Raw genomic sequence first — 12,739 nt, forward strand, 5'->3', positions numbered from 1 at the left:
GGGGTCTTCCGTGCTTGTTCGCGTGTTCTCTGTGTTGCGTGTGGCGTGGTCGCCGCGGTGGGCGCGCTAGGCCGAATCGGCGTCGGCGCGCTCGTCGCGGGACAGGTTGATGCCCAGGGAGGCCGTGGCGTGATCCAGCTCGTCGTCGTCCGAGGACCCGAGGTCCACGGGGACGCCGTCGGCGGAGAGCACCTCGACGTTCAGGCACAGCGACTGGAGCTCCTTGAGGAGCACCTTGAACGACTCCGGGATGCCCGGGTCCGGGATGTTGTCGCCCTTGACGATCGCCTCGTAGACCTTCACGCGGCCGACGACGTCGTCGGACTTGATGGTCAGCAGCTCCTGCAGGGTGTAGGCCGCGCCGTACGCCTGCATGGCCCACACCTCCATCTCGCCGAAGCGCTGGCCGCCGAACTGGGCCTTGCCGCCCAGCGGCTGCTGCGTGATCATCGAGTACGGGCCGGTGGAGCGGGCGTGGATCTTCTCGTCCACCAGGTGGTGGAGCTTGAGCATGTACATGTAGCCCACGGACACCGGGAACGGGAACTTCTCGCCTGAACGGCCGTCGAACAGCGTGGCCTTGCCGTCGGCGTTGACCAGCACCTCGCCGTCGCGGTTCGGGCGGGCCGAGGCCAGCAGGCCGGCGAGCTCGTCGTTCTCCGCGCCGTCGAACACCGGGGTGGCGACGAGGGAGTCGGACGGCACGTCGCGGAGCTCCTCCGGCAGGCGGGACGCCCACTCCGGGTCGCCCTCGACGGCCCAGCCGGCCTTCGCCAGCCAGCCGAGGTGCACCTCGAGGACCTGGCCGATGTTCATTCGGCGGGGCACGCCGTGCGTGTTCAGGATGATGTCGACCGGGGTGCCGTCCGGCAGGAACGGCATGTCCTCCTGCGGGAGGATCTTGCCGATGACGCCCTTGTTGCCGTGGCGGCCGGCCATCTTGTCGCCGTCCTGGATCTTGCGCTTCTGGGCGACGTAGACGCGGATCATCTCGTTGACGCCCGGCGCCAGATCGTCCTCGTCGTCGCGCGAGAACACGCGGACGCCGATGACCTTGCCGGACTCGCCGTGCGGGACGCGCATGGAGGTGTCGCGCACCTCGCGGGCCTTCTCGCCGAAGATGGCGCGCAGCAGGCGCTCCTCCGGGGTCAGCTCCGTCTCGCCCTTCGGCGTGACCTTGCCGACGAGGATGTCGCCGTCGCGGACGTCGGCGCCGATGCGGACGATGCCGCGCTCGTCGAGGTCCTTCTTAATGTCGTCGCCCACGTTCGGGATGTCCCGGGTGATCTCCTCCGGGCCCAGCTTCGTGTCGCGGGCGTCGATCTCGTGCTCCTCGATGTGGATCGAGGTGAGGATGTCCTCCTCCACCATCCGCTGGTTGAGGATGATGGCGTCCTCGTAGTTGTGGCCCTCCCACGGCATGAAGGCGACCAGCAGGTTGCGGCCGAGCGCCATCTCGCCGTTGTCGGTGCCCGGGCCGTCGGCCAGGACCTGGCCCTCGGAGACGCGATCGCCGACGTTGACCAGCGGCTTCTGGTTGTAGCAGGTGCCGTGGTTGGTGCGCTCGAACTTGCGCAGCAGGAAGGTGTGGCGCTGCCCGTCGTCGTCCATCAGGGTGATGAAGTCGGCGGACACGGACTCCACCGCCGCGTCGCACGGCGCGATGATGAGGTCGCCGGCGTCGTAGGCGGCGCGCTGCTCCATGCCGGTGCCCACGAACGGGGCCTCGGAGCGCAGCAGCGGCACGGCCTGGCGCTGCATGTTCGCGCCCATCAGGGCGCGGTTGGCGTCGTCGTGCTCGAGGAACGGGATCATGGCCGTCGCCACCGACACCATCTGGCGCGGGGAGACGTCCATGTAGTCGACCTCGGAGGCGTTGACGACCTCGACGTCGCCGCCCTTGATGCGCACGGACATGGTGTCGTGGACGAAGCGGCCGTCGGCGTCGACCGGCGAGTTCGCCTGCGCGACGACGTAGCGGTCCTCCTCGTCCGCGGTGAGGTAGTCGACCTCGTCGGTGACCTGGCCGTCGACGACGCGGCGGTACGGGGTCTCGATGAAGCCGAACGGGTTCACGCGGGCGTAGACCGACAGGGAGCCGATCAGGCCGATGTTCGGGCCCTCCGGCGTCTCGATCGGGCACATGCGGCCGTAGTGCGACGGATGGACGTCGCGGACCTCAAGGCCGGCGCGCTCGCGCGACAGGCCGCCCGGGCCAAGCGCGGACAGGCGGCGCTTGTGGGTCAGGCCCGACAGGGAGTTGTTCTGGTCCATGAACTGGGACAGCTGCGAGGTGCCGAAGAACTCGCGGATCGCCGCGGAGACCGGGCGGACGTTGATCAGCGTGGTCGGCTGGATCGACTCGACGTCCTGGGTGGTCATGCGCTCGCGGACGACGCGCTCCATGCGGGACAGGCCGACGCGGACCTGGTTCTGGATGAGCTCGCCGACGGTGCGGAGGCGGCGGTTGCCGAAGTGGTCGATGTCGTCGATCTCGACCGGGACCTCGCGGCCGTCCGGCGACGTCATCGTCTTGTCGCCGGCGTGGAGGCGCACCAGGTACTCGATCGTGGTGGCGATGTCCTCCTCGGTCAGCGTCATCTCGCCGACGCCCGCGAGGGAGGAGCCGAGGCCCAGCTTGCGGTTGACCTTGTAGCGGCCGACCTTCGCCAGGTCGTAGCGCTTCGGCTTGAAGAAGTTGTTCTCCAGGAGGGCCTGCGCGGACTCGCGCGTCGGCGGCTCGCCCGGGCGCTGCTTGCGGTAGATCTCCAGCAGCGCCTCGTCGGTGTTGGCGATGCCGTCGTTCTCCAGCGTCGACATCATGATCTCGGAGAAGCCGAAGCGCTCCTTGATCTCCTCGGTGGTCCAGCCGAGCGCCTTCAGCAGCACGGTGACCGGCTGGCGGCGCTTGCGGTCGATGCGGACGCCGACGGTGTCCCGCTTGTCGACGTCGAACTCGAGCCAGGCGCCGCGCGACGGGATGATCTTCACCGAGTGCAGGGGGCGCTCGGTGGACTTGTCGATCGTCTCGTCGAAGTAGACGCCCGGGGAGCGGACGAGCTGGGAGACGACGACGCGCTCGGTGCCGTTGACGATGAACGTGCCCTTGTCCGTCATCATCGGGAAATCGCCGATGAAGACGGTCTGGGACTTGATCTCGCCGGTCTCCCGGTTGACGAACTCGGCGGTGACGTACAGCGGCGCCGAGTAGTTGATGTCCTTGTCCTTGCACTCGTCGACCGAGTTCTTCACGGAGTCGAACCACGGGTCGGACAGCGTCAGGGACATCTTCTGGGAGTAGTCCTCGATGGGGGACAGCTCCTCGAGGATGTCCTCGAGGCCGCTGGTCACCACCGCGTCGTCGCCGAGCTCCTCGGCGCGGCGGGCGCGCCACTCGGGCGTGCCGACGAGCCACGCGAAGGACTCGCGCTGCAGGTCGAGGAGTCCGGGGACCGCGATGGGCTCGCCGATCTTCGCGAACGAGTACCTCTTCGAAGCTCCGGGGATGTCGGCCACGGCCTTGGTCTGGCGGGAGACTGCCAAGATGCGTCCTTCCAGGCACCTCACGCGGCGGGGCGGCCCGTCGGGCGGGTGGGCCTCCCCTCCGCTTGGTTTAAGCGTTGGGTCTGCCGGAACATGCGCATGATCGCAGGTCAACCGGGATCGACGGTCCGCGGGGCGTCCCCCCGTGGCGCGAATCCGGATACACTACGGCATGATTAATTCCAGCGCAACAGCTCATGATATAGCAGTTGCGCCGTGGTGTCCACCCGCGGGATCGCGTGGAAGGGCCGGTCAGCCCTCGTCGCCGTCCCCCCGGCGACCGGGCCGCAGCGCCCCCGCCGCGCCGGCCACGGCCACGATAGCACCGATGACCGCCAGGGCGATGCCCCAGGGCCGCGTGGCGGGCGTGTCGGCGACGTCGGCCGCCTGGGCCATCTGCGCCTCGGTCGCCTCGCGGGGCATTTCGCCGGAGAACGACTCCTGGACGGCCAGCCGCTCCCCCTCGTTCGTCTGCCACCACGTCTCGGTGTCCTCGGCCAGGTCGACGACGAGGCCGGAGCCCGGCTCCACCCACCAGTCGCGCGTGCCCGCGTAGTGCAGGTAGCCGCGCCTGCCGTCGACGTCGTAGGTCGAGTCGAGGGCGCGGTAGCGCTCCGCGAGGTTCGTTTCCGGGATCTCCTGGCGGTAGTGCAGGACCCGCAGGCCGTCGCGATCCTCCTCGCCGACGAAGGCGGCGTCGACGGTGCCGCGCATGCGCTCGTCGAAGACGGGGTAGGTCCGCTCCTCCGCGCCGGCGGGGAACTTCACCCAGCTGCCGCCCATCTCGACCTCCCGGTCGACGTCCATCGGCTGGGTCGACAGCTTCGCGGGCCCCGTCGGCAGGCCGGTCACGCGGTCGATCGTGAACGTCCACACCAGCGCGGACACGAGCTCGCGGTCCTCGCCGCGGGTGAGGGAGGAGCCGACGCGCATCGACTGGATCTCGTCGTCGGCCGGCGGGATGAACTCCGCGTGGAACTGGCGGCGCAGCGGCGCCCGCACCTCCTCGCGCGTGCCGTCGGGCAGGATGCGCGACGAGACGCCGTCGTCGTCGACCATCGCCAGCGTGGTGTCCGGTAGATCGGACGGCACGGCCGGCTGCGACGGGATCCACCGGGGCAGCAGGAGGCCGGCGGCCAGCAGCATGGTGCCGAGGCCGGTGAGCAGGATCGCGGCGACGCGGGAACGGGGCAGCATGATCCCAGGCTACCCCCGCCGGGATCGACGGCGCCCCGCCGGGCATGCGGTGCATGCCGGGCGGGGCGTCGCTGAAGCGCTGGTGTCCCTTACTTGAGGGAGACGGAGGCGCCGGCCTCCTCCAGCTTGGTCTTGGCGGCCTCGGCGTCGTCCTTGGACGCGCCCTCGAGGATGGCCTTCGGAGCGGACTCGACGAGCTCCTTGGCCTCCTTCAGGCCCAGGCCGGAGACGATCTCGCGGACGGCCTTGATGACGCCGATCTTCTTGGCGCCGGCGTCCTCGAGCACGACGTCGAACTCGTCCTTCTCCTCGGCGGCGGCGGCCTCGCCGCCGGCGGCGCCGGCCGCGGCGACCGCGACCGGGGCGGCGGCGGTGACGTCGAACTCGTCCTCGAAGGCCTTCTTGAACTCGGTGAGCTCGACCAGCGTCATCTCCTTGAACGCCTCGAGCAGCTCCTCGGTGGTGTACTTCGCCATTGTTCTCTCCTGTGGGTCATGGTCCCGCGACGACTGCCGCCGCGGGGAAAAGATGTGTGCGGGGTGCGGGTCCCGGTCCTGCTACTGCTTCTTCTCCTCGAGCGCCGCCGCGAGGCGGGCGACCGAGGAGGTCGGAGCGTCGAGCAGGCCGGCGACGTTCGCCAGAACGCCATTGAAGGCACCGGCCAGCTTCGCCAGCGTGGTCTCGCGGTTGTCCATGTCCGCGAGGGCCTCGAACTGCGCGGCGTCGATCGCCGCACCGTCCACGTGGCCGCCCTTGATCACGAGCTTCTTGTTGTCACCGGCGAACTTCTTGATCGCCTTGGCGGCGTCCACGGCCTCGCCCTTGATGAAGGCGATGGCGGTGGGGCCCTCCAGGTGAGCATCCAGACCCTCGACGCCCGCCTCGGCAGCGGCGAGCTTGATCATGGTGTTCTTGGCGACGGAGTACTTGACGTCGGCGCCCAGCGCCCGTCGGAGCTCGGTGATCTCCGCGACGGACATGCCGCGGTACTCGGTGAGCACGGTGGCGTTGGACTCGTCGAATTCCTTCTTCAGGGCCGCGACGGCGGCCTGCTTCTCGGCGTTGACTGCCATGGCTGTACTCTCGCCTCCTTCCTGATGCTTCTCTTGCCTTGTCCGCCCGGGGACCCTTCGCCGAAACGAAAAGGACCCCGTGCAGGGAGCACGGGGCAACCACCTCACGGAGAGTGAGGTCGTGGCGTCGGTGTCTCCTGCGTGGGCCGTCCCGGCGGCGGCCGGGAACCTTCGATCCCCGCGCTGGGGGATGACCGACGGTCTTCGGTGAAACCTGACTCCGGCCGCGCGCGGCGGCCGGTCAAACTTCGCGGGATACGTTAGCCCATCGGAGTGCGCGGGCCAAATCGCGTTTCCCGCCCGCGTCCCGGCCGGCGCCTCAGCCGCCGTCAGCCGTCGTCCTCGTCCTCGCCGGCGGCGTCGTCCGCACCCTCCCGGCGTTCGCCCGGGTCGGCGACGAGCGGCCCGTCGAGGTCCCAGTCGCGGGCGCCGGGCACGTCGTCCGCGCCCGCGCCGTGGAGCAGGACGACGCCGGGGTAGTCGGCGACGAGCTCCGCGAGCATGGCGCGGCCGTCGTCGTCGAGGGAGGCGGCGACGTCCTCGAGGACGAGCAGCGGCGGGTCGTAGAAGGCGGCGCGGGCGATTTTCAGCCGGGTGACGTCGGAGACGGACCACGGGCGGCCGCCGTTCTTCAGGCGGCGGCGGTCGCCCTTCGGATCGGCGTCGACGACGGGGCCGAGGCCGACGCGCTCCAGCTCCCCGCGGATGCGCTCCTCCCCCGCCCCGGGCACGCGGTAGGAGGCGAGGCGGGAGACGGAGCCGCGTTCGATCGGCAGCCGGCCGGAGGCGAGCCCCACGAGCTCGCGGCGCCGGCGGCCCGGGGCGCGCAGCAGGTCGACGCCGTCGACGAGGACGTAGGGGTCGTGGCCGGCGCCGTCGACGCCGGCCGGGATGAGGCCGCCGAGCAGCTGGCGCAGGACCTCCCGGACGCGCCCGGGGTCGGCGGTGCGCAGGACGACGCGCTCGCCGGGCGAGGCCCACAGCGGGGGCACGAGGCGGCCGGCGACGACGAGGCCCTCGACGCGGACCTCCCCGCCGCCGTCGCGGCCGCCGTCCTCCCCCGCCTCGCGGTACCAGCGCTCGCGGAGGTCCTCGAGGTCGCGGAAGCCGTCGGCCTCGGCGAGCATGGGCGCGAGGATGCGGGAGGCGGCGCGGAAGTTCTGCCGGTACTCGACGACGCGGCCGAGGTCGGCCATCGGGGTGGCCATGACGCCGAGCAGGGTCATGGTGGAGGCGACGCCGGCGGGGTCGACGCGGCCGGCGACGGCGAGGAGCACGACGGCGACCGTCGCCAGGGACGCGGCGGTGGTCGTGGAGGCGCGGATGAGGCCGGTGACGCGGGCGCGGCCGACGGCGGCGGCGACGACGCGGCCGGAGTCGCGGTCGACGGCCTTCAGCTCGCGGCGGACGGCGCCGGCGGCGCGGACGGACTCCTCCGCGCGGACGGTGTCGGCGATGCGGGCGGACATGCGGCCGCGGCGGCGGCGCAGGCGGCGGGCGCGGTCGTGGGCCATGCCGGCGAGGAAGGGCATGGCGGCGGCGCACAGGGCCAGCGGCGCGGCGACGCCGAAGCCGACGTCGGGGTCGACGGCGCCGAGGACGACGAGGACGACGCCGATGAGCGGCAGGGCGGTGAGCAGCGGGACGATGCCGTTGGCGATCCAGTTGCGGACCGCGGACATGTCGTTGGACGCGCGGGTGAGGATGGTGCCGAGCGACGATCGGGCGGCGCGCCCGCCGACGGCGGAGGCGACGAGGCGCCGGCGCTGCTCGCGGACGTAGTCCTGGCCGAGGTCCTCGGCGACGACGCGCTCGGCCCAGCGGGCCAGGCCGATGACGACCGCGGAGGCCGCGAGCGCCGCGGTCCAGGCGCCGCGGCGGGCCCCGGCGTCGTCCAGCAGCACGTCGACGGCGAAGGCCATGAGCAGGCCGAGGGCGGCCTGGGCGACGCCGAGGCCGACGAGCGCGGCCATGAGGCCCCGGCGGCGGCCGCGCCACACCGGGGGCATGCGCTCCCCGGCCGCGCTCATCGGCGCAGCAGGGCGGTCGCCGCGGCGGGGTCGGAGAGGTCGTGCGTGCCGACGACGGGGACGCCGTAGCCGGACAGCACGGCGCCGGCCTCCGCGGTCGCGAGCGGGGAGGAGGTGAGGACGCCGGTGACGGCGGAGACGGGGACGCCCGCCTCCTCCAGGGCGGCGACGCCGGCGCGGGCGCCGAGGGCGTCGACGGCGGCGAAGACGACGTGGTCGACGGCGCCGTGGAAGGCGTCGTCGCGGAGCAGCTGCGACGTCTCGTCCTGGTACACGCCGTCGGCGATCTCGACGACGATGACGTCGGCGCCGCCGTCGGCGAGCTCGTCGACCATGGCGACGGTGAGGGCCCGGACGCCGGACATCGGCATGCGGAAGGTGGTGCCGTGGCCGAAGTCGGTGAAGTCGATGACGCGGGCGGCGCCGGCGTCGTTGTAGATCATCGGGTCGTTGCCGGCGCCGGTGCCGGTGATCTTGCCGGCGGCGACGCGGCGGCCGGAGCGGGTGAGCCCGTGGATGAGGTGCGCCATGGCGGTGGACTTGCCGGAGTTCATGGAGGTGCCGAGCACGCCGATGACCTCGGGGCGCGCGGTGCGCGCGGGTCCGCGGTCGACGGACAGGGGCGCGAAGCGGTCGAGCGTGACGACGCCGGCCTCGTCGGCGAGCAGGCCCAGCGGCTCGATCGCGGTCGGCGTGGACGTGCGGGAGTGGGACTCGGTGACGACGCCGGCGATGCCGCCGGCGGCGACGAGGTGGCAGGGCGACAGGTCGGCCGGGACGTGGGCGAGGAACTGGTCGGCGGCGTAGCGGTTGCCGTAGGCCAGCATGACGACGGCGTCCTGGAAGAGGATGGCCTTGCGGGAGACGGGCGTCTCGATGCGGCGGTGGTTGCCGATGCGGGTGACGCGGGCGACGACGACGTCGCCGGCCTTCGGCTCGACGCCCGCGCCGGAGACGAGGCGGAACCGGTCGCGGTCGGCCTCGACGGCGGCGTGGACGAAGCGGGTGGTGTAGGAGCCCTCGATGCGCTCGGGGAGGAGGGTGCGGGTCACGGCGGGGGCGTCGGCGGTGGTGGTCGGTGCGCTCATGTCGTCTGCGCCTTTCTCGTCTGCGGGCGCGGGCCTCGCGGGTCCGCGGTGCGGGATCCCGGTGGGGATCCCCGTCTGCGTTTCATGGAACCCGGCGACCGTGAAGGGGCCGTGAAACGTCCGTGAGGAATCCTTCATCCTGCATTTATGCTGTTCACCGGCGGAGAATCCTGCGGAGATGGGCGTTCCCTCGCGGAAAACGCGCGGGGATGACCGCAGGATCGCCGCGGGATCACCGCAGGATCATCGGCAGGTACGGGATGCCGGAGAGGTTGTACGGGAAGCGGATGCCCATGATCCGGCGGATGCCGTGGTGCATCGCCCACGCCGCCGCGGCCACGGCGATGCCGGGGCGCCGCCCCAGCAGGGCGATCGGCGCACCGAGCTCGATGGCCAGGACGCCGGCGGACAGGACGCCGAAGGGCGCGGAGGCGCGGCACAGGCGGCCGGCGGCCTCCGGGGCGCGGGACCCGAAGACCTCCTTGCGCACGGCGTCGGCCGCGATCTGCTCCCGCAGGACGCGGCCGCCGGCCCAGCGCCAGCCCAGGGGGCTGCGGACCTTCGCGACGCCGGATATGAGGTAGACCGCGGCGGTGCCGATGGTCATGAGCGTCGCGGCGCCGCCGTAGGCGCGGCCCGCCCGGTCCGGCAGCAGGGTGCGGTCGCGCAGCCACGCGTCGACGGACAGGGCGTCGGCCGATGGCGCGATCCCCAGCGCCACCTGGTGCATCAGGGCCATGTTGTCGTTGTGGGGGATCATCGACCACGAATTGCGGTACGCGAGCGTCCACGTCTGCAGCGCGGCGTTGGCGGGCCCGGTGACGCGGTGGACGACCCCGGCGAGGTGGAGGGCGTTGGCGACCTGCGCGGCCTCGAAGATGGCGTCCGCGACGGCCGGCGGCAGCGGCTTCCGCAGGACCCGCACCGAAGAGGGACGGGGCCTGGGCGTGGATGCGGCGGAACATGCCGCGGCGGCGGTGCTGGTTCCAGGCGGACCAGCCGGCCGTCGCGAGGCGGTAGATGGCGGGATTGGCCGCCGGCGCGACGGGGCGCAGGACGTCGACGGCGCGGTGCAGCAGGCCGGTCATCGCGTCTCTCCCCCCCCCCCGCTCGACCTTGGCCCGCGCCAGCACCTTCTCGCGCTTCGGCCGCCGGTCGCCGCGGAACCACCGGTCGAAGGGGTGGCGGGCGCGGACGACGAGGATCTCGGCGATGCCCTCCTCCCCCGGCCGCGGGTCGCGGTCGACGGCGTCGGCGTAGATGCGGGCGACGTCGCCGGCGCGGCCCTCGCGGCACAGGCGGGGACGTGGGCGTAGGTCCACAGCACGCGGCGTCCCTCCGGGGTGCGCGACGGGTCGGCGGCGTCCTGCTGGCACACCATGACGAAGGGCCGGTCCGGCATGCGGCCGGCGGCGACGGCGTCCTCCGCCGCCGCCATCTCGGCCGCGGTGCCGCCGACGTGCATGGTCGTGGCGTCCGCGGTGGCGGGGTCGGACCAGGGCACGGGGCCGTCGAGGAAGTAGTCGACCTTGTGGACGCCGGGGCCGTGGCGCCACCGCCGCAGCCCGCGGGCCAGCCGCTCCGGCAGGTCCGCGCCGCCGATGCGCGCCGCGGCGCCCGGGGCGAGGTTCAACACGACGGCGTCGGCGCGCAGGTCGCGGATGTCGCGGATCTCGGAGTTCAGGTGGATGCGGCCGCCGTTTCGCGTGACGACGGAGGCCAGCGCGGCGGTGATCGCCCCCGATCCGCCCTGCGCGACGGGCCAGCCGCGCGTCATGCCGAGGGCGCCGAAGAGGAGGCCGAAGGCGGCCGTGGCGGGGCGCCGCGGAGGGACTATGGCGTGCAGCGCGGAGCCGGTGACCAGGGCCCGCGCCGCCTCGCCCCGGAACGCGGCGCGGGTGAGCGCCGCGGCGCGCCAGGCCGCGAGCGCCCCGAAGGACGCCAGGCGCAGCGGGCCGAGGACGTTCGCCAGATGCTCGTCGACGTGGGCGACCGCGTCGCGGTGCAGCAGGCGCCAGGCCCGGGCGTCGGCGCCGAGGCGCTCCGCCGTCTCGTCGAGGTCCCGCGACAGCAGGCCGACGGCCGGCCCGGCAGCGGGTGCGCCATCGCGTGGGCGGAATGGCGCCAGCGGAGCCCGTGGTCCTCCAGGCCGAGCTCCCGGAAGACGGGGCTCGCGGCGCCGAAGGGATGCCCGGCGGCGCCCAGATCGACGAGGGCCCCGTCGTCAAGCACATCGGAGGCGGTGGCGCACGCCCCGCCGATGCCCCCGAGCCGCTCGTGGACGTCGACGTCCCAGCCGGCGCGCGCGAGGACCGCCGCGGCCGTCAGTCCGTTGGGGCCGGAGCCGACGACGGCGGCCCGGCGGTGCGAGGTGGTCATGACCCCATCCTCGGCCGCCCCGATGAAGGGGCCGTGACGCCCGCATGAGAAAACCCTCATCCCCCGGGATCGGCGACGGCCCCGCACCCGGTGGGGTGCGGGGCCGCGCGTGCGGGGAGGGAGGTTCTTAGGCCTCGGCCTCGCCGGCAAAGTCCTTCACGACGGTGGTGTCGACCGGGATGCCCGGGCCGTTCGTCGCGGAGACGGTGATCTTCTTCAGGTACTTGCCCTTGGCCGCCGACGGCTTGATGCGCAGCAGCTCGTCGATCAGCGCGCCGTAGTTCTCGGCCAGCGCCTTCTCGGAGAAGGACGCCTTGCCGATGAGGGCGTGCAGGTTGGAGGCCTTGTCGACGCGGAAGGAGATCTTGCCGCCCTTGATGTCCTGGACGGCCTTCGCGACGTCGGTGGTGACGGTGCCGGACTTCGGGTTCGGCATCAGGCCGCGCGGGCCGAGGACGCGGGCGACGCGGCCGACCTTGGCCATCTGGTCCGGGGTCGCGATCGCGGCGTCGAAGTCGGTCCACCCGCCGGTGATCTTCTCGATCAGCTCGTCGGTGCCGACCATGTCGGCGCCGGCCTCCTCGGCCTTCGTCGCGTTCTCGCCGGCGGCGAAGACGACGACGCGGACGGACTTGCCCGTGCCGTTCGGCAGGGAGACGGTGCCGCGGACCAGCTGATCGGCCTTGCGCGGGTCGACGCCCAGGCGGATCGCCACGTCGATGGAGGAATCCGTGTTCTTGGAGGAGGTCTCCTTCGCCAGGGCGACGGCCTCCAGCGGGGAGTAGATGCGGCCGGCGTCGATCTTCTCGGCGGCGGCGCGGTAGGCCTTGGACTTCTTGCTCATGTCAGTCTTCCAATCCGTGTCGGTGGAGGTGTGGTGGTGCGGGCCAGAGCGGGCCCTGCCACGGGGAAAGGGGGGTGAAGCGCGGGGCCTACTGGCCCTCGACGACGATGCCCATGGAGCGGGCGGTGCCGGCGATGATGCGCGCGCCGGCCTCGATGTCGTTGGCGTTGAGGTCCGGCTTCTTCTGCTCGGCGATCTCGCGGCACTGGTCCATCGTGACGGTGCCGACCTTGTCGGTGTGCGGCACGCCGGAGCCCTTCTGCAGGCCGGCGGCCTTCAGCAGCAGCTTCGCGGCCGGCGGGGTCTTCAGCTTGAAGGTGAAGGAGCGGTCCTCGTAGACGCTGATCTCCACCGGGATGACGTTGCCGCGCTGGTTCTCGGTGGCCGCGTTGTAGGCCTTGCAGAACTCCATGATGTTGACGCCGTGGGCGCCGAGGGCCGGGCCGACCGGCGGGGCGGGGTTGGCCTGGCCGGCCTGGATCTGCAGCTTGATGATGGCCGAGAGCTTCTTCTTGGGGGCCATGTTCTTCCTCCTTGGTACCGGGACGGGGCCGGTGGCGCCGGTCCCCCGCCCGTGCCGGATGC

At 72.4% G+C, this 12,739-nt stretch carries 11 protein-coding genes; all 11 read right to left on the reverse strand.

All coding sequences use genetic code 11. The features are described 5' to 3' along the window. Positions 1 to 66: 66 nt before the first annotated feature. Positions 67 to 3,543 (reverse strand): DNA-directed RNA polymerase subunit beta, encoded by a 3,477-nt coding sequence (rpoB, locus tag QQS41_RS05350; RefSeq protein WP_448851619.1) that lies wholly within the window; start codon positions 3,541 to 3,543, stop codon positions 67 to 69. A 252-nt stretch (positions 3,544 to 3,795) separates the two neighbouring features. After that, on the reverse strand, positions 3,796 to 4,740 hold the full coding sequence (locus QQS41_RS05355) for a DUF3068 domain-containing protein (RefSeq protein WP_448851620.1): 945 nt from the start codon (positions 4,738 to 4,740) through the stop codon (positions 3,796 to 3,798). Positions 4,741 to 4,829: 89 nt separating this feature from the next. Further along, a complete protein-coding gene (gene rplL, locus QQS41_RS05360; protein WP_303143963.1) occupies positions 4,830 to 5,216 on the reverse strand; it encodes a 50S ribosomal protein L7/L12 in 387 nt (128 codons plus the stop codon). An 81-nt stretch (positions 5,217 to 5,297) separates the two neighbouring features. After that, a complete protein-coding gene (rplJ, locus tag QQS41_RS05365; protein ID WP_448851621.1) occupies positions 5,298 to 5,813 on the reverse strand; it encodes a 50S ribosomal protein L10 in 516 nt (171 codons plus the stop codon). Positions 5,814 to 6,142: 329 nt separating this feature from the next. Next, a complete protein-coding gene (locus QQS41_RS05370) occupies positions 6,143 to 7,843 on the reverse strand; it encodes an ABC transporter transmembrane domain-containing protein (RefSeq protein ID WP_448851622.1) in 1,701 nt (566 codons plus the stop codon). After that, complete coding sequence (locus QQS41_RS05375) at positions 7,840 to 8,931, reverse strand: DUF1611 domain-containing protein (protein WP_448851623.1); 1,092 nt, start codon at positions 8,929 to 8,931, stop codon at positions 7,840 to 7,842. Before QQS41_RS05375 ends, QQS41_RS05370 begins: the two co-directional genes overlap by 4 nt. A gap of 232 nt (positions 8,932 to 9,163) precedes the next feature. Then, on the reverse strand, positions 9,164 to 9,856 hold the full coding sequence (locus tag QQS41_RS05380; RefSeq protein WP_448851624.1) for a hypothetical protein: 693 nt from the start codon (positions 9,854 to 9,856) through the stop codon (positions 9,164 to 9,166). Positions 9,857 to 10,015: 159 nt separating this feature from the next. Next, positions 10,016 to 10,708 carry a phytoene desaturase family protein gene (locus QQS41_RS05385; RefSeq protein WP_448851625.1) on the reverse strand — a complete coding sequence of 231 codons (693 nt, stop codon included), beginning with the start codon at positions 10,706 to 10,708 and terminating at the stop codon, positions 10,016 to 10,018. 56 nt (positions 10,709 to 10,764) lie between these two features. After that, complete coding sequence (locus QQS41_RS05390) at positions 10,765 to 11,370, reverse strand: NAD(P)-binding protein (RefSeq protein WP_448851626.1); 606 nt, start codon at positions 11,368 to 11,370, stop codon at positions 10,765 to 10,767. Between the two features lie 67 nt (positions 11,371 to 11,437). Continuing rightward, on the reverse strand, positions 11,438 to 12,154 hold the full coding sequence (rplA, locus tag QQS41_RS05395; protein ID WP_448851627.1) for a 50S ribosomal protein L1: 717 nt from the start codon (positions 12,152 to 12,154) through the stop codon (positions 11,438 to 11,440). 88 nt (positions 12,155 to 12,242) lie between these two features. After that, positions 12,243 to 12,677: a 50S ribosomal protein L11 gene (gene rplK, locus QQS41_RS05400; RefSeq protein WP_448851628.1), complete on the reverse strand. Its 435-nt coding sequence runs from the start codon at positions 12,675 to 12,677 to the stop codon at positions 12,243 to 12,245. Positions 12,678 to 12,739 lie beyond the last annotated feature (62 nt).

This window comes from Corynebacterium sp. 335C (assembly GCF_053525695.1).